Below are 21,544 nucleotides of genomic sequence, written 5' to 3' on the forward strand. Positions count from 1 at the left end.
GGGCAATTGCCCATGACTGGCGTCAGTCCACACACGCCTCCCGGCAGGCCGAGATCACCTGCGCGCGCAGCCAACGATGCACCGGGTCGGCCTGCCGGCGCGGGTGCCACATCGCACAGACCCGGAACCCGGGCAGCGGCACCGGCAGCGCGAAGGCGACCAGGCCGGGCGCCTGGCGATGTCCGAGCGCCGAGCGCGGCACCATCGCCACCAGATCGCCGGACGCCGCCAGACGCATCGCGGCAGGATAGCCGGGCACGATGGCAGCCACCCGGCGCGCGAGGCCCAGTGCGGCGAGCCCATCGTCGAGCATCTGTCCCGCCGCACCGGAGGACGCCACCGCCACATGCCGACAGCCGGCATAACCCGCGGCATCCGGCGCACCCTCCGCCAGCAGGGCATGGCCGCATCTCGCCACGCCCACATAGCGGTCCTCGAACAGCGTGGTCAGACGGATTTCCGGCCCCGAGCCGCCGGGCAGGCCGATCTCGAGATCGGCCTGCTCCTCGCGCAAGGGGGCTGCATCACGGTCGGCGCGCAGCACGAAGCGGACGCGCAGCTCCGGCGCGGACGCCAGCAGCGCCTCGGTGACGAACGGCGCAAGGGTATCGAGAAACACCTCACTGACCCGCAGGCAGACCTCGCGACGCAGACGGGCCGGATCGAAGCCCTCCGGCGCGGCGGACAGCACGGCGCGGGCGGCGCGATGGACCTCCGCCACCCGTGCGGCGAGCGCGCTCGCATGCGGCGTCGGGACCAGCCGGCGGCCGGCGCGCACCAGCAACGCATCGCCGGTCACCGCGCGCAGGCGGGTCAGGGTGCGGCTCATCGCCGACACGCTCAGCCCGAGCCGGCGCGCCGCCGCGGTCACGCTCGCCTCCTCCAGCAGCACGTCGAGCGCGGCCAGCAGGTTGAGGTCGGGATCGTCGGCGGCCAAGGGCGGTCTCCTGATGAGGCGTCGGACGCAATCATAGTTTGCGTCCCTCGCGTCTGGCGCAATCCGGATGGCGACGCATATGCCCGTGCATGCTGATGACGGAGGTCGAGATGGATGCGAACACCCACACCCCGACGGCCCTGATCGCCGGCGCCTCGCGCGGACTCGGTCTGGCGCTGACGGAGGCGCTGGTCGAGCGGGGCTGGACGGTGATCGGCACCGCACGCAACCTCGGGCGCGACCCCGACCGGCCCTGCGGTCTGCAGGCCCTGCGCAACCGCCATCCGCGGCATGTGACGATCGAGCGGCTCGACCTGCTCGACGCCGCTGGTCCGGCAGCGCTGCGCGACCGGCTGGCGGGACGTGGGCTGGATCTGCTGTTCGTCAACGCCGGCACCACCAGCGCCCAGCCGGACCAGCCGATCGGCGAGGTCGAGGCGTCGGTGTTCAGCCACATCATGCTGACCAACGCACTCGGCCCGATGCGGGTGATCGAGGCGATCGACGGGCTGGTGGTGCCCGGCGGCACGATCGGGGTGATGTCGTCCGGCCAGGGCAGCGTCGCCAACAACGTCTCGGGCCGACGCGAACTCTATCGCGGCAGCAAGGCGGCGCTGAACAGCTTCATGCGCAGCTATGCCGCCCGCACGGCCTCGCGCGGCCATCCGATGGTGCTGATGGCGCCCGGCTGGGTGCGCACCGAACTCGGCGGCCCGGACGCGCCGATTGCCCTCGAGGACAGTATCGCAGGCATGATCGAGGTCCTGTCCGGCCTGCCGGGCCATCCGGGACTGCACTATCTCGACTATCTCGGCCGCGTGGTGCCGTGGTGACGGAAATGTGCTGCTTTTCGACTTGTCTTCGACGTCGCCGGCATGCGCTGATGCCATGTCGCGGCGGGAGTTCGGGATGCGAAAGCTCTTCTGTCTGGCCTTTGTGCTTGCCGCGCTGCCGATCATGCCTGCGCTCGGCGCCGATCCAGGCAACGATGAGACGATCATCGTGCACGGCATGACGCCTCAGGTGGTCCGTCGCGAGATCGACAAGCTGGCCTCCGCACCCTGGAACCATCAACTCGCCCGCTGGGGAGCGAACTTCTGCCCCAGGGTGGTCGGATTGCCCGACCCTTACCAGACAGTGGTGATGGAGCATGTCGAGCGCGCCGCCCAGGCCGTGATCTCCGATGCCACGGCGAAATGCGCCAGGCCAAACGTGTTCATCCTGTTCACCGAGGATGGCACCGCGGCGTTCGAGCAGATACTCGACCGCGCACCGATGCTGGGCAACACCTCGCCGCTGGTCGCCATCGACACCTCGGATTTCCAGCCTCCCGGAGACGACGACATCGCCGATCTGAAGGTGGAGCGTTCGGTACGTTGGTATCGCAGCACCGTCACCGATCCGGCACCCGGTGTAGCGGCGGTCTGGGACCCGCGGTTCCACCGCTTCGTCGCCACCAACAACGTCAAGATCTCCCAGCAGGAGAAGGACACCGTCGCGCATGTGAGTTCTCTGATGGTGATCGTCGACACGCAGCGCGCCACCGGTGCGCGGCTGGGCCAGCTCGCCGACTACATTGCCTTTGTCGTCCTGGCCGGGCCGAAGCTCGGGGAGGATTTCTCGCCGGTGTCGATCATGAGCCTGTTCGATGGCGGCCGGTTCAACCCGGCCGCACCCGAGGGTCTGACGCCCTTCGACCACGCGGTGCTGAACGCCCTCTACGACGCCGATCCGGCGCGCGAGGCGCATGACGAACAGGCCGAGATCGCCTCGCGCGTGCGCAGCACCCTCGCCCGCCACTGACGCCTCAGCCGAACGCGGCGGCAAACCCGACCATGACGATGCCGGCGACCGCCGCCAGCCAGACCAGCGAACGGATCACCGGCACACCGGCGACATAGAGCGGCCAGTAGACCAGCCTGGCGACGACATAGATCCAGCCGCCCCAGATCGCGAGCGGCGTCTCGCGCCCGGTCAGATGAGCGACCAGGGCGGCAACGGCGAAGAAGGCGAAGGTCTCGTTGAAATTGGCGGAAGCGCGCTGTATCCGGGCCGGGATGCCGGTCAACGGCTGGGGGTTGTCGCGCGCGCCGGCCGAATAGGCGAAACCGCGCTGCGCGCTCAGCGCCGGTCCGGTGGCGACGGCGGAGACCAGCCCGATCAGGGCGGCACCGAGCAACAGGGCGAGCAGGGGCGTCATCGGGATCGTCTCCTCCGGGGGTGTTGGGCGATGCAACCCGACGCGGGCGCGGCAGTTGCTCGATCATATCGGATCGGAGAGCGCAAATGCAGGGTATCGCACTGGTCACCGGCGGCTCGCGCGGCATCGGCCGGGCGATCTGCCTGCGCCTCGCCCGCGACGGCTACACGGTCGCCTTCACCTATGGCGCCTCGGTAGACGCAGCGGACGCTCTGGTGGCGGAGATCGAGGCCGGTGGCGGCCATGCGCGGGCACTGCGCTCCGACGCCGGCGATCCCGCACAGATCGCCGCCCTGTTCGACATGGTGGACGGGCTCGGCACGCTCTCGGCGCTGGTGACCAATGCCGGGGTGATCCTGCCGCCGGCGCCCTTCGCGGAGGCGGACCCCGGCGCGCTGGCGCGGCTGTTCGACATCAACGTGCTGGGCGCGATGCTCTGTGCGCAGCAGGCGGTGCGACGGATGCCGCCCGGTAGCGGCATCGTCATGCTGGCCTCCGTCGCCGCCCGCCTCGCCCGGCCGACCATGGCCGCCTACTCGGCCTCCAAGGCGGCGGTGGAAGTATTCGCCCGCGCGCTGGCCGGCGAGGTCGGCGCGCAAGGCATCCGGGTCAACGCGCTCTCGCCCGGCATCATCGACACCGACATGGCCGCCGACCTGCTCGAGATCGCCCGCCAGACCACCCCGCTCGGTCGGCCCGGGCGTCCCGACGAGATCGCCGATGCGGTGGCGTTCCTACTGTCGGACGCCGCCTCCTACATCACCGGCTCGGTGATGACGGTGTCCGGCGGCCGCTGAGTCAGCGCCGCAATCCGGACTGGATCGGCGAAATCGTGCCCGGCGCGCTGAGATTGGCCCCCGGCGCCGGCGAACTTTCGCCATAGGCGGTGCCGAACGGGGCGATGAAGGCATCGGTGTTGGGATCACGCCCGTTGCCGGGCTGCCAGCCATGATAGCTGTAGGCGTGGTCCTCGAATTCCGGAACCACGCGCGCGGCGTCGGGGGCGGGTGCGAGCCGGCGCTGGCCGTGCACCACCAGGCTTTCCTGCATCACCGTGACCGGGCCCGAGATCGGGCGTGAGAGCGGGCCGCCATCAGGGGCGGCCAGCGCCGGCGCGATGGCGCCTGCGGCGCAGATCAGCACGATGGCGGGCAGCGCTTTCGGCAGACGGGCCTCGGTGTCGATGTCAGCAGGACGACAGGGGACCACACACCGCACCGGCAATGCGAGTCCTTTCGCTGTCGGTTCAACCGCGCAGCAGCGGACGCAGGCGCAACGGGGTGGCCGGGCGCAGGGTGATCGCCATGCGTGGCGCCGGCGTGGACGGATCGGCCGGCACGAAGCGCAGCCGGGCCAGCAGCACGGCGAGAATCGCCATTCCCTCCAGCATCGCGAACCCCGCCCCGATGCAGACGCGCGGCCCGACGCCGAACGGCAGCCAGGTATAGCGATGCCGGGAAGCGACGCGCTCGGGCAGGAAACGGTCGGGGTCGAACTGCCCGGGTTCGTCCCACAGCCGCCGGTGGCGGTGCACCGCCCAGATCGGCACGATGATCGTCGCCACCGGCTCTACCTCGAGCCCGCCGAGCCGCTCGAGCGCGAAGCCGTCCTGTACCTCCCGGCCGATGATCGGCGCCGGCGGGAACAGCCGCATGCCCTCCTCCAGCACCCGGCGCGTCAGGACGAGATGCACCAGGTGCTCCGGCAGCACGCAGCCACCCCGGGTGACGGCATCGATCTCAGCCGACACCTCCGCCATCACCCGCGGATGCCGCGCCAGCAGATCGAGCGTCCAGCCCAGCGCCTGCGCGGTGGTCTCATGGCCGGCGGCGACGAAGGTGATGAGATTGTCGACGATCTCCGAATCGTCCATCGCCCGGCCGCTCTCCGGATCGCGCGCGTCGAGCAGCCGGTCGAGCAGGTCACCGCGTTGCGCCCCGCCGGCCGCGAGTTCGTCGCGACGCCGCGCCAGCATCGCCATCAGCATCTCGCGCAGGCGCCGCGCCGCGCGTCGCGCGCCGGTGCGGTCGGGGTGCGGCTCCAGTCCGGCAGGCCAAGGATCGCGCCGGCCATGCTCCACCCGGTCTGTTCGAGAAAGCGCGTCACCGCGCGCAAGACGAACCCGGTGTCGATCCCCGCCACGGCCTGGCCCGACAGCATGGTCTCGATCAGGATGTCGTAGGTCAGGCGCATCATCGCCGCGTCGATCGCCACCACATCCCCGGCCTGTGCCGCGAGCGCGTCGGCGGCGCGGCCCGCACAGGCCAGCATGCGCGGTGCGAGGCTGTCGGTGGCCTGCGGACGGAAGGCGGCGGCCATCGCCTGACGCTGCCAGCGCCAGTGCGCGCCATCGGCGGTCAGCAGCCCCTCGCCCACCGCCGGGGTGAGAGCGCGCAGCATCGCATCGGACTTGCGCAGGCGTCCGGCATGGGCGCTCAGCGCCTCCTGGATCGCCGCCGGGTCGCTCAGATAGAGCACCTGCTGGCGCCCGACGCGGACGATATGAGCGCCGCTGTCATAGATCTCGGGCGGCAGGGCGGCGATCGGGTTGCGCACCGTGTCGACGAAGCTGCGCAGCAGGCGCAGCGGATGATGGCCCTCGAGGCGCGTGATGACGGGCGCTCCGGTCATGCGGCGATCCTGGACTGCAGCGCGAGGGCGGCGGCGGGATTGCGCTCCTTCGCGCCGGCGATCACGAAGGCATGCACACGCCGCCCCGCGGGACGGGCGAGATCGCGCAGCCGCACCGCCCAGGCATCGAGCGCGGGCGCGTCATAGCCGGTCTCGATCTCGGCATGCGTGCCCTGGAGGCGCAGATAGACATGCGGCGCCGTCGGCCGGTCGGCAGGCGCGACGCCCGGCTTGTCGAGGATCACCCGCGCGATGCCGCGCTCACCCAGCAGCGCCTCCGCGGCGTCGAAGGAGGGATGCGCCGCCTCGATGGCATGGCGCAGGGGCAGCCCGTCGAGCGTGTCCGGCAGCAGGTCGAGGAAACGGCTGAAAGCGTCGGCGTCGAAGACCCGCCCGGCCGGGAGCTGCCACAGCAGCGGGCCGAGCTTGTCCCCCAGTTCGGCGAGCCCGGAGTGCAGGAACCGCTCGATCGCCGGGGCGGCCTCCGCTGCCTCGCGGCGCTGGGCAGCACCTCGGGCGGCCTTGACGGCGAAGACGAAGCCCTCCGGCACCGCATCGTGCCAGGCGCGGAAGGTCTGCGGCGTCTGGGTGCGGTAGAAGGTGGCGTTGATCTCGGTCGCCCCGAGCCGCCCGGCCATGTAGGCCAGCGCGCCGGACTTGCGCACGTCCTTCGGATAGAAGGTCTCGTGCCAGGGCGCGTAGTCCCAGCCGCCGACCCCGATGGTGATCGGACCCAGTTCGTCCTCCCCTGCCCTGCCTTGCGCAACGGCGCCGTTTCAGGGCGTCGCGGTATAGTCCGCGACCGGCACGGTGCGAGAGATCGCGCCCTGTTGCAACAGGAACGACGCAAAGCGCTCGTAGCGCGTCCGGTCGAGTGCGCCCGGATCGTCGGCCAGCAGCGGCAGTGTCGCGGTCCAGGCGGCGCGGTTGAGCGGGCTGCGCAGCTCGGCGTGATCGGCCTCCATCGCGGCGCGGATGCGCTCCGGATTGTCGCGCAGCGCGCGCGTGCCCTCGGTGAGAGCGAGAGTGAAGCGGTGCAGGCGCGGATCGGCCGCCCGGTCGCGCCGGGCCACCAGGATCAGCTCGTCCCAGGCCGGCACGCCATACGCCTCCGGGTCGAAGGCGCGCGGCGACGCACCGCGCAGGGCGAGATCGACCTGCTCGTAATTGCGCATCGCGCCCATGATCGCATCGAGCTGGTGACCGAGCAGGGCGGCCTCGAGGTCGAAGGTCAGCGGGATGGCATGGACATCCGTCAGTTTCAGCCCCGCCGAGGCCAGGAGGCCGCCCAGCAGGGCTTCGTCGGTGCCGCCGATCGAGATGCCGATCCGCCGGCCGCGCAGGTCGGCGACGTGGCGGACCGGGCCGTTGCCGAGCACCAGCAGCGTATTGAGCGGCCGGGCGACGAGGCTGGCGATCCGGGCCAGGGGTACGCCCTCGGCGGCGAGGATCTGCAGCTGCGGCTGATAGCTGACCGCCAGATCGGCCTGACCGGCGACCACCATGCGCGGCGGCGTGTTCGGATCGGCGGGCGGGGTCAGCTCCACCGCAAGGCCCTGGCGTGTGAAGGCACCGCTGTAATGGGCGGCAAACAGGGCGGCATGGTTGGCGTCGACGAACCAGTCGAGCAGCACGCGCAGGCTGTCGGTCGCGCGCGCAGGCGGCGCGCCCAGCACCAGCGCCGCACCCGCCCCCAAGGCCTTACCCAGCGCCATCCTGCGCGAAAGCTGTCTCATCTAGAAACCTGCCGATGCGGTGATCATCGCCGCGAAACCACCGCCGATATAGAAGGTCGGCGCGCTGCCGGCGACGGTGCTGCCGTCACGCGCCGCAGTATCGAGCGCGTTGGAGGTCGGGCTGGCAATGCCCGAGCGGAAATGGGCGTCGGTGAAGTTCAGCACATTCAGCCTGAGCTGCGGTCTGACCTCGCGGCCGGCGAGGCGGCGGGGATCGAGGCGCCAGCCCAACGCGATGTCGCCGGTGGCGCGGCCGGGCAGACGCTCATCGTTCATGAAGGTCGCATATTGCCGGCCGACATACTTGCCGCCGATGCTGCCGAACAGCCTGCCATCGTCATAGGTGAGCGAGGCGGCAAGCTGCACCGACGGACTGCCGACCGCGCGCTTGCCCGCCGTCGGCAGAACCTGCTCGCCAGTGGTGAAATCGTTGTCCATCGTCGCGTGCAGGTATTCGGCCGAAACATACGGGCTGACATGATGCCAGGGCTTCGTGCCGAGCTCGATATCGACGCCGCGAGAGGTCTCGCCGCCGGCATTGACGGTCGCACCCACCAGGGCCCCGTTGAGATCGATGACGGTGGCGACCTGATGGTTGGTGAGGTTGGCGTTGAAGAACGCGATCGATCCGATCAGCCAATCGCCGCTGTAGCGGTAGCCGAACTCCTCGCTGATCGCATATTCGCGCCGCAGATCGGTATTGGCGGCAGAGATCACCTCGCCGGAGGACGGGTCGTACACGTCGAACAGCGTGCTCTGCGCCGGTGTCCGGAAGTTCGTTGTCGCGCTGAGGAACAGTTGATGCCGCGCGGTGATCTGCCAGCGCGCGCCGATGCGCGGCAGCGGCGCGGAATCGGTGATCGAGCTGCGATACTGCGGGCCCGGCAGATGGTTGGTGCCGTCGCGCGTCACCCAGGCCTGCTTGAATCCCGCCTGCAACGTCAGCGAGGTTCCGGGAACCGTCCATGTGTCGCCGACGAAGATCATGTTGATGCGAGTGATCGTGCCGGTGTCGGACGCCAGCAGCGCGCGTCCGTCCGGGAGCAGCACACGGGCGTTGGCGGCGTTGTCCCAGGCATTGCCAGGCGTGCCATCGTCGCCGATCAGGCCGAAGCTCTGACGGTCCTGCTCGTGGTCGTACTCGCCCCAGTATCCGAGCACGAAGCGATGTCCGCGCCAGCGCCAGTCCAGCGAGGGACGCCAGCCGGTCCGGTATTGCTGGCCCGTGTAGTTGCCCACCACGTTGGCCTGTCCATCCTGCGCGCCGGGGATGTCGAGCGTGTAGGGCAGCGCCTCGGCGCCCTGGAACAGCCCCGAGGTGGCGATGGTGGTGCCGCCGGGCGAGTTGCCGTAGCCGAACTGGAAATACGGTGTTGCATGCAGCGATATTGCGGAATTGACCCGCAAATCCGACGGCGCGCTGAGATAGATCAGGTGATAGGTGCCGGCATAGAGCTTCCAGTAACCTGTCCCGCCGGTGGCGTAGTCGCCGGCATAGTTGTCCTGCCCGCCAATGCCGTCGGCATGCCACTGATCCGCGGTCACTTCGGGGTAGGAGGAGGTGTAGGCATCGTGATAGGTGCCGGCGAGCGCGATACGGGTGCCCTCGCCCCATTCGCGCACCGCCTTGAAGTCGACATGATCGCGCCAGTCGCGTCCCGGTCCGCGCCAGTTGTCGGCCACCGTGTGCGAGTAGGAGAGAAACGCACGGATACCCGACGCGCCGAGGGTGCCGGTATCGGCACGGGCGAACACCCGCTGGGCGCGATAGGTGCCGTAGGAATACGAGACCTCGCCGCCCGGACGGGTGGCCGGATCGCGGAAGCTGAGCGTGAGCAGGCCGCCGGCGGCGTTGACGACGGGCGAGTCGAGATCGGCCGCCCCTTGTGCGAACGAGACCGAACGCAGGTTCTCGCTGTCGGCGAATTGCGACGGATAGCCGTTGTAGTAGCCCATGTCGCCAAGCGGCATGCCTTCCAGCACATAGCCGATCTGGTCCTGGGTGAAACCGCGCACGGTGATGGAGAGCTGCTGCGACAGGCCGTACGGGTCCGACATCGCCACATTCGCCCCGGGCAACCGGGCCACGAGCTGGTAGGCGTTGAGCGTCGGGGCGGCGCGCTCGATCGCCGCCTGCGAGACGGTGCTGACCGAGCGGGTCTCCGTCTGCGGCAGGATGTTGCCACCGCCCGCCGCATTGGCGAGCGAGCCGGTGACGACGATGTTCTGCGTGGTGGTGGCAGGCTTCTTCCTCGGCGGCTCGGCGAGAGAGGACCGCGCGACACAGAACGCAGCAGACAGGACAAGAAGCGGGCGCAGTAAGGACATGGAACTCCCTTCGCCGGCATGACCCGGATCAGGTTCGACGGGTGTGATCTCAGCCCGCAATTGCGGGCACCCCGGTCATGGGAGATGCTTTCGACATATTTCCGACGTGGGTCAAGCCCGATCGCGCGTCGACAGCGAGGTGGACCTCATGAGACAGCGACGCCTGGGATGGTTGATCTTGAGCATCGGCGCTGTGCTGAACACGAGCACCCCGGGTCGAGGCGAAAACGCTCCCATCGACGGCCACCCACTGTTTCAGCCCTCGACGCTGAAGCGCGAGGGCCTGAGCCAGCCCAACCGCGTAATTGTGGTCGGCAGCATCCATCTCTCGAGCCTGCCGGCTGACTTCGACCCTCGGCGCCTCGACCCCTTGCTGGACCGGTTGGCCAGTTGGCAGCCCACGGCGATCTCGATTGAAGCACTCCCCGGTCTGCAATGCGATGCCATGCGACGCTACGCTTTCCCTACGCCAGTTCTGTCGGCAGGTACTGCGCCGACCCGACGCCCGCGGCGCACAGCACGGGATTGGATGTCGCGAGTGCCACGGCCGAGGTCGAGCGGGCGCTCGCCGACTGGCCAGCCGAGCCAGGCCCGCAGCGCCGCCGCCATCTTGCCGCGCTGTTTCTCGCCGCCGGTGATCCCGCCTCGGCGATGGTGCAGTGGCTGTCGTTGCCAGGTCCCGAACGCCACGCAGGCGACGGTCTCGACGATCCGCTCGTCACGCAGCTTCGCCAAGGCGAAAACAAGCGCGACGAGACGGTACTGGTGGCGGTGCGTCTCGCGGTGCGTCTGGGGTTGCAGAGAGTTTGGCCGGTCGATGATCACACCGCCGACTCCGACACGCCCCTCGACACGCCGGGCGATGCCCGGGCTTACGGCGCGGCGTTGAGTGCGGCCTGGCAGAACCCGGCAAATCGCGAGCGCGCGACGCAGGAAGCGCGCCTGATCGCGGATATCGACGGGCCCGACGGGGTGCTCGCCCTGTATCGCGCCCTGAATGCCCCTGGGATGGGGATGGTGGTTTATCAGTCGGATTTCGGCGCCGCACTGCGCGAGCCATCACCGCAGGGCTACGGACGCCAATATGTCGGCTACTGGGAGACGCGCAACCTGCGTATTGCGGCCAATATCCGCGAGATCGTCGGTCAACACCCGGGAATGAGGCTGATGTCATTGATCGGCGCCTCGCACAGGCCCTATCTGGAGGCCTATCTGGACCAGATGCACGACGTCAGTCTCGATGACGTCGAGGCACTGCTGCACTGACGATTAGAAAAACAGCAGCCCCGGCCGCGCAAGCGCCGCACACGCACGGCGTAGGGGATGTGGCACCCAGGCGGGCAAGAAGGTGCAGCCGGTGTGCTCGATGACGCTGTCGCTGCCTTCCCAGATCAGTTTCAGCGCCACGTAGAGCACGATCAGCAGGCCGATCCAGGCGATCCAGCGATAGCGGTCGAGCAGACGGGCGATGGCATTGGCGGCAACCCCCATCAGCAGCACCGAGACCGCGAGACCGGCGACGAGCACATATGGGTGGTCATGGGCCGCCCCGGCGACGGCAAGCACGTTGTCGAGGCTCATCGACAGATCGGCGAGCACGATCTGGGTGATCGCCGCGCGCAGGGTCTTTTTCGCCGGAATGCCGGTCGGGTCGGGCGCGGGCGAATGGCGCAGTTCGCGATACATGCGCCAGCAGACCCACAGCAGCAGCAGCCCGCCGGCGAGGGTCAATCCGACGATGGCAAGCAGGTCGAGCGCGACCAGGGCGAGCGCGATCCGGATGATCGCCGCGAGGATGACGCCGAGCGCGATCGCGCGTCGTTTCTGTTCGACCGCCAGCCCCGCCACCGCGAGCCCGACGACGACCGCGTTGTCACCGGCCAGTACCAGATCGATCGCCAGCACCTGCCCCAGCGCGATCAGGGAAGGCCAGATCTCGGGGCCGACCAAACCTGACATTCCTGCCCCCGGGCTCAAACGGACAAAAGTCTTTTTGCTTCTTTTTCCTCAGAAAAAGAAGGTCCTATGCCGCCCCCGTCCAGAACGCCGCCTCGAGCCGCGAGGCGGTGGTGAACTCCGCGAGCAGGATCTCGTAGCGCGCCTCCGCCCCGAGCCTCGCGCCAAGCGCATCGAGCGCGTCGGCCTCCTCCTCGGCGATCGCCTGGTAGTCTGACCCGGCATAGGTGTTGATCCAGGACGCATAGGGATGGTTCTCGACCGCGCCGCGCTCGCGCAGGCGGTCGCCGATCTCGGCATAGCCCATCACGCAGGCGCTCATCGCCACCATCAGGTCGAGCGCGTCGCCCGACAGGCCACGCTCGATGAGGAAGCGGGTGTAGGCCAGGGTGGCCAGTGTCTCCGGGGTGGCGGCCATCTCGGCCTCGGTCATGCCCCATTCGGCGCAGAGCGAGACGTGCAGCGCCGCCTCGACATCGACGATGGTGCTCATCGAGCGGGCGGCGCGGCGCATGCCGGCGAGGTCGGGCGCCTTGTAGGCGGCGAGCGCGTAGGCGCGGGCAAAGTGATTCAGATAGAGGTAGTCCTGCACCAGATAGGCGCGGAAATCCTCGCGCGGCAGGCTGCCATCGCCGAGCGCGCGGACGAACGGCGCGTCGATATAGCTCTTCCAGACCACGCTCGCATCGTGGCGCAGGCGGCCGAACAGGCCGCGTTCCCAAGGTTTCATGGTGTCTCTCCTGCGACGGCGAAGAAGCCGAGATCGAGGTGGCGGCCGTTGGAGTAATTCACGCCCTGCACGCGGCCCAGCAGGCGGACGGTAAGGCCGCGATCGGCGAGGGCGTGTTCGAAGGCCGGCTGATCGCGGGTGCCGACGAGGGCGACACCACAACGCCGGTCGGTGGCGAGGAAGGCGGCGGCACCGGCCGCATCGACGAGCCTGGTGTCCTGTCCGACGGCGAAGACCAGCGACGGCTCGCTGAACGAAGTCGAGGCCAGCACGCTGTCGGCGCAGGGACGAACCTGGTCGAAGGCCAGCGCGATACGCGGGCTAAGCCAGATCGTGGTCAGGTTCTGGATTACGGCGGCGAAGATGCCGAGATAGGCGACCAGCGCGCCGGCGCCCGTCGCCACGAGACCGCGCAGGGCCTGCCCGCGGGCGACGAGGACGGCGCCGGACAGCACTGCAAGCCCGGCCAGCGCCCCGGTGACGATCGGCAGCACGCGGACCTCATGCTGGACGAACCACAGCAGCAGCGGTCCGGCGAGGGCGAGGGCGAGACCGGCCAGCAGCCACAGCGCGCCATAGACCCCCAGCCAGCCACGCCACCAGCCACGCGCGCCGAACGCGGCGACAGGACCGCCCCGCAGCAGGGAGGCGGCCGCCAGCAGCGCGATCGCCGGATAGGTCGGCAGCACGTAATGCGGCAGCTTGGTCGCGATCGCCTCGAACACCAGCCAGTGCGGCACGATCCAGCAGGCCAGCAGCCGCACCTGCAGGCTGCGTCGCTGTCCGATCACCCACGGCAGCGCGCGCATGGCGAAGAACGAGCCCGGCCAGAAGGCGAGCAGGAACACCACCAGATGGAATCCGGGCGGCAGGCCATGCGCCTGCTGGCCGGAGGCGACCTTGCCGAGGAAATTGGTGCCGACCGCGCGCTCGAAGAACGTCCCGTGGCTGACGATCCAGATCGCCACACACCAGGGCACCACGATCAGCAGCATCAGGGGGATGCCCCAGAGCGGGCGCAAACGCCGCCACCAGCCGGTGCTGCGCTCGATCGCGGCGAGTGCGATCGGCATCCCCCAGCCGGGGATCAGCACCACCGGGCCCTTGAACATCAGCCCGCAGCCCAGCGCGACCCAGTACAGCGCGGCGACCGCCGGAGAGGTCGGGCGACCACGCTCGGCATCGAGACGCGCCCGGATCGCGGACCACATCGCCAGCAGGACCGCGAGCAGCAGCGTGGTGTCGATCGTCGCCATGCGCGCTTCCGCAGTGACCAGCACCGCGAGCGCGAACATCGCCGCCCCCGCCAGCCCGACATCCGCACCGAACAGCGCCGCCCCGATGGCGGCGGTGAGCAGGACATTGGCGGTCGCCGCCAGCAGCGAGGGGATCCGGTAGGCCCAGGCGCTGCGGGAGGTGCGTCCGTCGGAGAGATCGGCGGCCAGCGCCTCGAGCCAGTAGATGCCGGCCGGCTGGAGATAGCGCGGCTGGTCCTGGAAGCGCACGTCGACGTAGTTGCCGGTGTGCAGCATCTGCGCGGTCGCCTCCATGTAGCGGCTCTCGTCGCGATCGAGCGGCGGCAGGGAGGCACGGCCGGGGAGGTAGATCAGGAAGGCGAAGAGCGCGAGCGCGATCCAGCGCCGCAGGCCGAGACCTTCTTTTTCTGAAGAAAAAGAAGCAAAAAGACTTTGATCCGTTGGGCTTATCGCCACACGCAGCTCCGAGGCCAGACAATCGAAAGTTCTTTGGTTCTTTCTTTCAAGAAAAAACGCCTATACCTCGCGCGGAGCGCGCGGAACGCGGGTACGACGCCGTAGCCAGATCACCCCGGTCATGTCGTAGAGACCGACCAGGGCGCGGTTGAGGTTGTTGTATTTCGAACTGCCCGACAGGCGCGGCCGATTGCCGACGTCGAGATTGATCAGCGCGTGGTGATAGTGCTGGAACAGCGCCGGCAGGAACCGGTGCAGGCCTTCGAAGCACGGCAGGGCAAGGAAATCCTCGCGCCGGAACAGTTTCAGCGGACAGCCGGTATCAGGCGCGCCGTCGCCGAGCAGCTTGCGGCGCAGGCCGTTGGCGAATTTTGTCGCGATGCGCTTCGAGACCGTGTCGCGCCGGCGGCGGCCACGCACGCCGGCAACCAGCGGCGCGGGTGCGCCGGGATGGGCGGTGCACCACGCCTCGGCGGCGGCGAGCATGCGCAGGATGTCGGCCGGGTCGTCCTGGCCGTCGCCATCCATGGTGCCGATCCATTCGGCCCGTGAGGCGGCGATGGCGCTGCGCAGGGCGGCGGATTTCCCGCAGCGCTCGCCATGGCTGATGATGCGCAGTTCGGGCAGGCGGGCGCGGGCGGCCTCGAGTGCGGCCAGCGTGCCGTCGGTGCTGCCATCGTCGGTGAAGATCACCTCGAACGGGCCGAAGCCGCGCATCGTCGCGGCGATCTCGTCGCAGACCGGGCCGATATTGTCGGCCTCGTTGAGGACGGCGCCGACGATCGCCAGTCGGAGCGGGGCCAAGATCAGGCGGCCTGACGCCCCGACAGGGCGGCCGGCAGGCCGGCGATGGCGCGATCCACCAGATCGGCATCCTCGGCGGCACCGTGGGTCTCGGAGATCACGCCACGGGCGGCATCGGCGGCGATAGTAGCGGCTGCATGGCGGATGTCGTCGACCGCGGCGCGCTCGGCGGCAGCGATGCGGTCATGCGCCATGCGTTCGCGGCGACGCGCGGTGGCCTCGGCGTCGCGACGCGCGGCCTCGGCAATCTGAGCGGCCTCGTTCTTCGCCCCTTCGAGGGTGGCGCGAGCGTCGTCCATGGCCTGTGCGTGGGCGCGGCGGGCTTCGGCGAGCAGCGCTTCCGCCTCACGGCGCAGGCGCGAGGCCTCGTCGAGCTGGCTGCGCACGGACGCCGCACGCCCGTCGAGGGCGGCGGCGATCGCGGCCCACAGCTTCGGTCCGAAGATGCCGAAGAACAGCACGAAGGCGATCGTGTACCACAGCAGCGGGTTGTGGGCGGAGAAGAAGCCGGGCTCTTCGGTCATGGCGGCGGGCTCCTTCAGGCGGCCTTGGACGGCAGATGCGCCGACACCGCGCTCTCGATGCGGGCAGGCTCCGGCGCGCGGCCGGTGAGTTTCTCGACTAGCGCGGTCGCGGTCGAGACGGCGACGCCGGGCAGGCTGGCGAGAGCGGCGTCGCGCGCGGCGGCGAGACGGGCCTCCGCGGCGTCCGCTTCGGCGTCGAGCTTCGCGTTCAGTTCGCGCAGCGTGGCTGCGGCAGATTCGCGGGCCTCGGCGACGGTCTTTGCCACCAGATCCTGCGCCTCGGCTGCGGCGCGGCGACGCTCCTCATGCATGGTGCGGCCGGCCTCGTCGGCCTCGCGCTTGGCATCGCGGGCGGCGTCGAGGTCGCTTTCGATGCGGGCGGCGCGGGTGGCCAGCACGCCCGCGACCTTCGGCAGCGCCGAACGACTCAGCAGCACATAGAGGACGACGAAGATCACCGCCCCCCAGACCAGCTGCCACCAGAGCAGCGGGTTGGAGGCGTCGAGCTGCGGCATCCCCACCGCGAAGGCGGGCGTGGCAGCGCCGAGGGCGATCGCCCCGGCTGCCGTCATGATCGCCGCGAGGAGGGGAAGACGCATCGGGACGGGTCCGATCAGGCGAACAGGATCAGGAAGGCGATCAGCAGCGCGAACAGGCCCGTCGCCTCGGTCAGCGCGAAGCCGAGCATGCCGAGGGTGAAGACATGCGGGCGCGAGGCCGGGTTGCGGCCGATGGTGGCGACCAGGGAGGCGAACACGCTGCCGATACCGACACCGGCGCCGGCGAGGGCGATCGCGGCGAGACCGGCACCGATCTGCTTGGCGGCAACAACATCCATCAGAGTATTCCTTCAGGCGAGAAAGGGTTGAACGAGCAAAACTGCGGCGGGACGCTCAGACGAGCGCCTCGTCATGCGTCTCCACCGCGGCTTCGCGCAGGTAGATGCAGGTCAGGATGGCGAACACGTAGGCCTGGAGCGCGCCCACCAGCAGTTCGAGGGCGAACATCGCCACGTTCACCGCCACCGGGGCGACGGCGATGAACTTGCCGATCACGCCGAGCGAGCCGAGCATGATGGTGAAGGCAGCGAACACCTCGAACAGCACGTGGCCGGCGACCATATTGGCGAACAGTCGGATCGACAGGCTGATCGGGCGCGAGAGATACGAGATGATCTCGATCGGCACCAGCAGTGGCGCAAGGAAGATCGGCGAGCCCTCGGGCAGGAAATGGGCAAAGAAATGCAGTCCCTGCACCCGCAGCGACACGATCAGGCCGAGGACGAACACCACCAGCGCCAGCGTCAGCGTCACCGCGATGTGGCTGGTATAGGTGAAGGAGCCGGGGATCAGGCCGAGATAATTGCCGAACAGGATGAAGCAGAACAGGGCGAACACGAACGGGAAGTAGGCATGCGCCTTCCTGCCGAGCTGGTCGTCGACCATGTTGTAGACGAATTCATACAGCAGCTCGGCCGCGGCCTGGAGCCGGCCCGGCACCACCGCCCGCGGGCGCATGCCCAGGTAGAGCAGGCCGAGGATCAGGATCGCGGCGATCGCCATCAGCACATTGGACTGTGCGATATGCAGCGAACGGCCGACATTGCCGAAAACGGGATACAGGACGAACTGGCCCAGCGCGTCGATCGAGTGCTTTTCGGCGGCCAACTGGCTGTTCCTTCCCGAGCGACCCCCCACGCCTTATGTGCGGCGCGGCGGAGCCATGATCCGCATCACGTTCACGATACCAGCCGCGAAGCCGAGGATCACGAACACGATGATGAAAATCGGGCGGGTATGCAGCCACCGGTCGAGCCCCCAACCGATTGCGAGCCCCGCAACCAGTCCGGCAACCAGTTCGGCCGCAAGACGCAGAGCCAGTCCAATACCCTGGCCGGTTCCGGCATCCCCCTGCGCTGGACCGGGCGCCGGGTCGAGACCCTGCTGCGCTCTGGCCGAGGCGAGGCGGCGTTCGAAATCGGCACGAGCCGGCTCGTGACCTGCGTTGCCTACCCTATCATCCATCATCGACACCCGATCTACAGGCGCAACGGGTGACTACCGACGCTGTTTCATGCTGTCAAGAATGTAGCCTGACTAATCTCCCGCCACTGTCACAGGTTCAGAACACGATCTGGCGCGCGTGCAACATGAGGCGACAGCCAAAGGACGGTCCTGGTCCAGCCAGACGGACAGGACGGCGGCGCTACTCGCCTAGTTGCTGGCTGCGGCGCCACCGTGCCTGCCGAGACGAAACGAACCACCCGCGGGTCTCCGCGAGCGGTCCGAAGCGAAGCCGATTCGGGGGCGACACGTACCCCCGCGGCATGACCGAACGGCCTATTTGGCGTGATGGTGATGGCCGTAGTGCGTGCCCATCGGCGGCCCCTGAAGCTTCTTCGCCTCGGCGAGATGCTGCTGGATCGCCGGGATGGTGTCGGAAGCGTATTTCTTCAGATCGGCATCGGCGCCGGTCTGCGCCTCGCTCTGGAAGGCCTCCAGCATCGCCTCATGCCCGGCGACCATGTCGGCGACATAGTCCTTGTCGAACGCGCGACCGGTCTCGCCCTGGAGCTGGGTGAGCGCCGTCTTCTGCTGGTCCGACACATCGGTCGGCAGGGTCACGCCCTTGTTGGCGACGACCTGCTTGAGCTGGTCGAAATTGGCCGTGTGGTCGGTGACCATCTGGGTCGCGAAGGCCTTGACCTTCGGCGACTTCGCCTTGGTCTGGGCGAGCTGGCCCGCCTGGATCTCGGTCATGCTGCCCTGGGCGGCGGTCTGTACGAAGGTGGCGTCGGACGCGGCGAGAGCCGGCGGGGCGACGGGCACGGAGACCGTCGGCGCCGGCTTGTCGGCACAGGCGGCGAGCAGCGGCAGGGCGAGGGCGAGGCTGCCGACGGCGAGGCCATTTCTGGCAAAACGATGCATGGATGTCTCCTCCGGGCGGAATGCCCGTATCCCGCACCCCAACGCGGCTGCCCTGACGACGTTGCGCGCCCGTTGCGGGCAGCGGCCCTGCACACGGGGCAACCCGCAACGATGGCGCGGCGTTGGCCGACAATGACCGAGCCCGACACGATCGCAGCGGACACGCCCCCCCCGACGCCTGCGACAGCGCCGCCTCCGGACCGCCCGAAGCGCCGCCGACGCGGCTGGCGCATTGCCGGGATCGTGACCGGCGCGATCGTGCTGCTGCTGGTGGTGCTGGCGCTGCTGTTCCGCTGGGACTGGCTGATCCCGCTGATCGATGCCCGCGCCTCGGCCGCACTCGGCCGCAAGGTGTCGATCGCGCATCTGCACGGCCATCTCGGCCGCACCACCACCTTCGTTGCCGACGATGTCGAGATCGCCAACCCGGATGGGTTCGACGCCGATCCGCCGCTGGCGAAGATCGAGCATCTCACCGTCTCGCTGCTGCCGCTGGCCTGGCTGCACGGTCAGGGCATCGTGATCCCCGAGATCGCGCTGGACCATCCCGAGTTCGCGGCGCGCGGCAAGGCGGATGGCAGCAACAACTGGGGCTTTCCGGGGCTGGCGAAGAAGCCCGGCGCGCCCGCCTCGTCGTCGCCGCCGCCGAAGATCGGCGCGCTGCGCATCGATGACGGCACCGGCAGCGTCATCGCGCCGAAATTCAAGGCTAACATCAAGGCGAAGTTCCACACCGTCCACGAGGACGACCCGCATGCCGCGCGGCTGCTGCTGGACGCCGACGGCACGTACGCGAAGCAGCCGATCAGCGTGCGCTTCTCCGGCGGCAGTCTGCTGAGCCTGCAGGACCATGACAACCCCTATCCGCTCGATCTGAAGATCGCCAACGGACCCACCCATGCCAGCCTCGACGGCACCGTCGACGACCCGATGGCCTTCGCCGGCGCGAAGCTGAAGCTGGCCTTCTCCGGCCCCGACATGGCGCTGCTGCTGCCGCTGACCGGCATCGCCATCCCGCACACCCCGGCCTATTCGGTGACCGGCAACCTCGATTACCGCAAGTCGCATATCGTGTTCGACGACATGCACGGCCGCGTCGGCCATTCCGACCTCAACGGGCGCATCAGCGTCGATCCGCACGGCAAGGTGCCCGACCTCGATGCCGACCTGAACTCGAAGAATGTCGACCTCACCGACCTCGCCGGCTTCATCGGCGGCGACCCCGGCGGCGGGGCGAAGGTGCCGCACAAGAACAAGGGAGTCCTGCCCGACCAGACCTTCAACGTGCCGGCAATCCGCTCGCTCAACGCCCATGTCGCCTATCGCGGCGCGCATATCGAGGGCTATTCGATGCCGCTCGACAGCATCGTCGCGGTGCTCGACCTGCATGACGGGCGCATCCGGCTCGACCCGCTCAACTTCGCGGTCGGCAAGGGCCAGATCCAGAGCCGATTCGACCTCCAGCCGCGCGGGCACGAATTCGCCACCACCGCGCGCATCGCCTTCCAGAAGGTCGACATCTCGCGGCTGATGCGCGCCACCCATATGTTCAACGGCGACGGCCATCTCGGCGGCCAAGCGGACCTGACCACGACCGGCAACTCGGTCGCCACCATGCTCGGCAACGGCAATGGCGGCATCACCCTGATCGTCGACGGGCACGGCGACATCTCCGCCCTGCTGCACGACATCGCCGGCCTGGAGATCGGGCCGGCGATCCTCTCCGCCCTCGGCGTACCGGAGCGCGCCGACCTGCGCTGCTTCATCGCCGACATGCCGCTGCGCGACGGCATCCTGTCGACCAAGACCTTCTTGCTGCAATCGTCGGAGGCGCGCACGATCGGTCAGGGCACGATCAACCTGAAGGCGCAAACCATCGACTACTCCCTGACCACGCGATCGAGCCACTTCACCGTCGGCTCGCTGCCCGGCCCGGTGAACATCACCGGTCCGCTCGACGGCCCCTCGATCCGGCCCGGCGCGGAGATCGTCGGCCGGGCAGCCGCTGCGACCGGGCTCGGCATCGTGCTGCCGCCCCTCGCCCTGCTGCCGATGGTGCAGTTCGGCGTCGGCGAGGGCGCCTGCACCGAGGCCCTGCAGGAGACGAAACAGGCTCCGGCCGCGAAACCGATACCCGCAGGCCGCCACCACCGACATGGCTGACGGTGGTGGCGCCGCGGCAGGGGCGCTGCCACCCCCGTATCGGCCGGCGAGTGCATTCCAGCGCCTGCGGTTCGACCACGCCGACGGGGTGATCGACCGCGAGCGCGCGATCGGCATCACCGTGCACGCCACCGAATCCTATCATCTCGAACGGATCAGGCAGGGGCGGGTGCAGGTGCTGCGGCCACAGGTCGGAAAGGTCTTCGTCGACGTGCCCGGCAGCGCGACCCGGATCATCGCCCATGGCCAGGTGGGCGTGTTCCAGTTCCGCCTGCCACTGGAGCGCCTCGCCGCGATCGCTTCGCGCGACCACGAACTCGATGTCGACGTCGCTCACCTGGCCGACACGGAGGGCGCGGTGCGTCCGCGACTGCTGGCGCTGGCCGTCGCGTCGGCGTCGCACGACTGCGAGCCGGACCTGGTGGAGACCGAGCTCGTCGACATGCTCATCGAGCGTAGCGGCAAGGTGCTGCAGACCCGTACGGGCGGTCTCACCATGACGCGCCTGCGACGGGTGTACGATCTCGTCGCCGCCGACCCGGCCGGACTGAGCATCGAGCGCCTCGCCTCGGCGGCGGCGCTGAGCCCCTATCATTTCAGCCGCGAATTCAGGCGCGTGACCGGCGAGACGCCATGGAGCTACGTGCTGCGACGCCGGATCTCGCGGGCAATGGACCAGTTGCTGCGGACCGGACAGCCTATCGCCGAGATCGCCACGGGCAACGGCTTCCGAGATGGCAGCCATCTCGCCCGCCACATGCGCCGCATCTTCGGCGTAACGCCGGCGCGGTGGCGCCTGATGGCGGAGGCGACGTTCGGAACCGGGCTGCCAGAGAACGATCTTGCTGGAATCCCACGCGCCCCGGCGACCAACACCATCCTGTGATGTTTCAGCC

Annotated in this window: 24 protein-coding genes and 1 riboswitch; of the genes, 6 read left to right on the plus strand and 18 right to left on the minus strand. The window is 69.0% G+C overall.

Annotated elements, in window-relative coordinates:
* Positions 1-22: 22 nt before the first annotated feature.
* A complete protein-coding gene (locus FHR90_RS12525) occupies positions 23-937 on the minus strand; it encodes a LysR family transcriptional regulator (RefSeq protein WP_221188271.1) in 915 nt (304 codons plus the stop codon).
* Between the two features lie 110 nt (positions 938-1,047).
* Between FHR90_RS12525 and FHR90_RS12530 the strand changes: the two genes are divergently transcribed.
* Both FHR90_RS12530 and FHR90_RS12535 read left to right on the plus strand, forming a co-directional pair.
* Positions 1,048-1,770 (plus strand): SDR family NAD(P)-dependent oxidoreductase, encoded by a 723-nt coding sequence (locus tag FHR90_RS12530; protein ID WP_176624818.1) that lies wholly within the window; start codon positions 1,048-1,050, stop codon positions 1,768-1,770.
* Between the two features lie 76 nt (positions 1,771-1,846).
* Positions 1,847-2,740: a hypothetical protein gene (locus FHR90_RS12535; RefSeq protein WP_176624816.1), complete on the plus strand. Its 894-nt coding sequence runs from the start codon at positions 1,847-1,849 to the stop codon at positions 2,738-2,740.
* 4 nt (positions 2,741-2,744) lie between these two features.
* Here the strand turns inward: FHR90_RS12535 and FHR90_RS12540 are convergent, their stop codons facing one another.
* On the minus strand, positions 2,745-3,137 hold the full coding sequence (locus FHR90_RS12540; RefSeq protein ID WP_176624814.1) for an MAPEG family protein: 393 nt from the start codon (positions 3,135-3,137) through the stop codon (positions 2,745-2,747).
* Positions 3,138-3,223: 86 nt separating this feature from the next.
* Here FHR90_RS12540 and FHR90_RS12545 point away from each other — a divergent pair, with 86 nt between their 5' ends.
* Entirely contained in the window at positions 3,224-3,934 is a 711-nt protein-coding gene (locus FHR90_RS12545) for an SDR family NAD(P)-dependent oxidoreductase (RefSeq protein WP_176624812.1), read from the plus strand.
* Between the two features lies 1 nt (position 3,935).
* On the opposite strand, the gene FHR90_RS12550 is transcribed toward FHR90_RS12545, so the two are convergent.
* From FHR90_RS12550 to FHR90_RS12575, 6 genes are all read right to left on the minus strand, one after another.
* Positions 3,936-4,355, minus strand: coding sequence for a hypothetical protein (locus FHR90_RS12550; protein WP_176624810.1), 420 nt, complete (start codon positions 4,353-4,355; stop codon positions 3,936-3,938).
* Positions 4,356-4,383: 28 nt separating this feature from the next.
* Complete coding sequence (locus tag FHR90_RS17660) at positions 4,384-5,217, minus strand: cytochrome P450 (RefSeq protein WP_183275336.1); 834 nt, start codon at positions 5,215-5,217, stop codon at positions 4,384-4,386.
* Complete coding sequence (locus FHR90_RS17665; RefSeq protein WP_183275337.1) at positions 5,118-5,768, minus strand: cytochrome P450; 651 nt, start codon at positions 5,766-5,768, stop codon at positions 5,118-5,120. Before FHR90_RS17665 ends, FHR90_RS17660 begins: the two co-directional genes overlap by 100 nt.
* Positions 5,765-6,433, minus strand: coding sequence for a DUF72 domain-containing protein (locus tag FHR90_RS12565; RefSeq protein WP_218062197.1), 669 nt, complete (start codon positions 6,431-6,433; stop codon positions 5,765-5,767). Before FHR90_RS12565 ends, FHR90_RS17665 begins: the two co-directional genes overlap by 4 nt.
* 111 nt (positions 6,434-6,544) lie before the next feature.
* Positions 6,545-7,504 carry an ABC transporter substrate-binding protein gene (locus tag FHR90_RS12570; RefSeq protein ID WP_246330243.1) on the minus strand — a complete coding sequence of 320 codons (960 nt, stop codon included), beginning with the start codon at positions 7,502-7,504 and terminating at the stop codon, positions 6,545-6,547.
* Positions 7,505-9,832 (minus strand): TonB-dependent receptor, encoded by a 2,328-nt coding sequence (locus FHR90_RS12575; protein ID WP_176623987.1) that lies wholly within the window; start codon positions 9,830-9,832, stop codon positions 7,505-7,507. It abuts the gene before it with no gap.
* Positions 9,821-9,916: riboswitch (TPP riboswitch) on the minus strand. Its footprint overlaps the gene before it by 12 nt.
* A 441-nt stretch (positions 9,917-10,357) precedes the next feature.
* Here FHR90_RS12575 and FHR90_RS12580 point away from each other — a divergent pair.
* Positions 10,358-11,098 carry a DUF5694 domain-containing protein gene (locus FHR90_RS12580; RefSeq protein ID WP_218062039.1) on the plus strand — a complete coding sequence of 247 codons (741 nt, stop codon included), beginning with the start codon at positions 10,358-10,360 and terminating at the stop codon, positions 11,096-11,098.
* A 3-nt stretch (positions 11,099-11,101) separates the two neighbouring features.
* Here the strand turns inward: FHR90_RS12580 and FHR90_RS12585 are convergent, their stop codons facing one another.
* The 10 genes from FHR90_RS12585 to FHR90_RS12630 form a co-directional block, all read right to left on the minus strand.
* Positions 11,102-11,791 (minus strand): YjbE family putative metal transport protein, encoded by a 690-nt coding sequence (locus FHR90_RS12585; RefSeq protein WP_176623989.1) that lies wholly within the window; start codon positions 11,789-11,791, stop codon positions 11,102-11,104.
* 64 nt (positions 11,792-11,855) lie between these two features.
* Positions 11,856-12,518, minus strand: a complete 663-nt coding sequence (gene tenA, locus FHR90_RS12590; RefSeq protein ID WP_176623991.1) for a thiaminase II — start codon at positions 12,516-12,518, stop codon at positions 11,856-11,858.
* A complete protein-coding gene (locus tag FHR90_RS12595; RefSeq protein ID WP_408871436.1) occupies positions 12,515-14,230 on the minus strand; it encodes an ArnT family glycosyltransferase in 1,716 nt (571 codons plus the stop codon). The genes tenA and FHR90_RS12595 overlap by 4 nt, the downstream gene beginning before the upstream one ends.
* 60 nt (positions 14,231-14,290) lie before the next feature.
* Positions 14,291-15,040, minus strand: a complete 750-nt coding sequence (locus FHR90_RS12600; RefSeq protein ID WP_183275350.1) for a glycosyltransferase family 2 protein — start codon at positions 15,038-15,040, stop codon at positions 14,291-14,293.
* The gene (locus FHR90_RS12605) at positions 15,037-15,558 is read right to left on the minus strand and encodes a F0F1 ATP synthase subunit B family protein (RefSeq protein ID WP_183275338.1); all 522 of its coding nucleotides are present in this window, start codon (positions 15,556-15,558) and stop codon (positions 15,037-15,039) included. The genes FHR90_RS12600 and FHR90_RS12605 overlap by 4 nt, the downstream gene beginning before the upstream one ends.
* A gap of 14 nt (positions 15,559-15,572) precedes the next feature.
* A complete protein-coding gene (locus FHR90_RS12610) occupies positions 15,573-16,157 on the minus strand; it encodes a F0F1 ATP synthase subunit B family protein (RefSeq protein WP_246330245.1) in 585 nt (194 codons plus the stop codon).
* A gap of 14 nt (positions 16,158-16,171) precedes the next feature.
* Positions 16,172-16,396: an ATP synthase subunit C family protein gene (locus FHR90_RS12615; RefSeq protein WP_176622232.1), complete on the minus strand. Its 225-nt coding sequence runs from the start codon at positions 16,394-16,396 to the stop codon at positions 16,172-16,174.
* Between the two features lie 55 nt (positions 16,397-16,451).
* Positions 16,452-17,225, minus strand: coding sequence for a F0F1 ATP synthase subunit A (locus FHR90_RS12620; protein WP_176622229.1), 774 nt, complete (start codon positions 17,223-17,225; stop codon positions 16,452-16,454).
* A 33-nt stretch (positions 17,226-17,258) separates the two neighbouring features.
* The gene (locus FHR90_RS12625; RefSeq protein ID WP_176622234.1) at positions 17,259-17,585 is read right to left on the minus strand and encodes an AtpZ/AtpI family protein; all 327 of its coding nucleotides are present in this window, start codon (positions 17,583-17,585) and stop codon (positions 17,259-17,261) included.
* Positions 17,586-17,897: 312 nt separating this feature from the next.
* Positions 17,898-18,485 carry a DUF4142 domain-containing protein gene (locus FHR90_RS12630; RefSeq protein ID WP_176622227.1) on the minus strand — a complete coding sequence of 196 codons (588 nt, stop codon included), beginning with the start codon at positions 18,483-18,485 and terminating at the stop codon, positions 17,898-17,900.
* 132 nt (positions 18,486-18,617) lie between these two features.
* Between FHR90_RS12630 and FHR90_RS12635 the strand changes: the two genes are divergently transcribed.
* Both FHR90_RS12635 and FHR90_RS12640 read left to right on the plus strand, forming a co-directional pair.
* The gene (locus FHR90_RS12635) at positions 18,618-20,648 is read left to right on the plus strand and encodes an AsmA family protein (protein ID WP_183275339.1); all 2,031 of its coding nucleotides are present in this window, start codon (positions 18,618-18,620) and stop codon (positions 20,646-20,648) included.
* Positions 20,641-21,534 carry a helix-turn-helix transcriptional regulator gene (locus FHR90_RS12640; RefSeq protein ID WP_176622223.1) on the plus strand — a complete coding sequence of 298 codons (894 nt, stop codon included), beginning with the start codon at positions 20,641-20,643 and terminating at the stop codon, positions 21,532-21,534. Before FHR90_RS12635 ends, FHR90_RS12640 begins: the two co-directional genes overlap by 8 nt.
* The last annotated feature ends 10 nt before the right edge of the window (positions 21,535-21,544 follow it).

The sequence above is a fragment of the Endobacter medicaginis genome, from assembly GCF_014192375.1.
Classification (GTDB): Bacteria; Pseudomonadota; Alphaproteobacteria; order Acetobacterales; family Acetobacteraceae; genus Endobacter; species Endobacter medicaginis.

Coding starts and splice junctions, on each gene's coding strand:
- FHR90_RS12530 (WP_176624818.1), top strand. CDS start 1,048: ATGGATGCGAACACCCACACCCCGACGGCCCTGATCGCCGGCGCCTCG.
- FHR90_RS12535 (WP_176624816.1), top strand. CDS start 1,847: ATGCGAAAGCTCTTCTGTCTGGCCTTTGTGCTTGCCGCGCTGCCGATC.
- FHR90_RS12540 (WP_176624814.1), bottom strand. CDS start 3,137: ATGACGCCCCTGCTCGCCCTGTTGCTCGGTGCCGCCCTGATCGGGCTG.
- FHR90_RS12545 (WP_176624812.1), top strand. CDS start 3,224: ATGCAGGGTATCGCACTGGTCACCGGCGGCTCGCGCGGCATCGGCCGG.
- FHR90_RS17665 (WP_183275337.1), bottom strand. CDS start 5,768: ATGACCGGAGCGCCCGTCATCACGCGCCTCGAGGGCCATCATCCGCTG.
- FHR90_RS12570 (WP_246330243.1), bottom strand. CDS start 7,504: ATGAGACAGCTTTCGCGCAGGATGGCGCTGGGTAAGGCCTTGGGGGCG.
- FHR90_RS12575 (WP_176623987.1), bottom strand. CDS start 9,832: ATGTCCTTACTGCGCCCGCTTCTTGTCCTGTCTGCTGCGTTCTGTGTC.
- FHR90_RS12585 (WP_176623989.1), bottom strand. CDS start 11,791: ATGTCAGGTTTGGTCGGCCCCGAGATCTGGCCTTCCCTGATCGCGCTG.
- tenA (WP_176623991.1), bottom strand. CDS start 12,518: ATGAAACCTTGGGAACGCGGCCTGTTCGGCCGCCTGCGCCACGATGCG.
- FHR90_RS12605 (WP_183275338.1), bottom strand. CDS start 15,558: ATGACCGAAGAGCCCGGCTTCTTCTCCGCCCACAACCCGCTGCTGTGG.
- FHR90_RS12610 (WP_246330245.1), bottom strand. CDS start 16,157: ATGCGTCTTCCCCTCCTCGCGGCGATCATGACGGCAGCCGGGGCGATC.
- FHR90_RS12615 (WP_176622232.1), bottom strand. CDS start 16,396: ATGGATGTTGTTGCCGCCAAGCAGATCGGTGCCGGTCTCGCCGCGATC.
- FHR90_RS12625 (WP_176622234.1), bottom strand. CDS start 17,585: ATGATGGATGATAGGGTAGGCAACGCAGGTCACGAGCCGGCTCGTGCC.
- FHR90_RS12630 (WP_176622227.1), bottom strand. CDS start 18,485: ATGCATCGTTTTGCCAGAAATGGCCTCGCCGTCGGCAGCCTCGCCCTC.
- FHR90_RS12635 (WP_183275339.1), top strand. CDS start 18,618: ATGACCGAGCCCGACACGATCGCAGCGGACACGCCCCCCCCGACGCCT.
- FHR90_RS12640 (WP_176622223.1), top strand. CDS start 20,641: ATGGCTGACGGTGGTGGCGCCGCGGCAGGGGCGCTGCCACCCCCGTAT.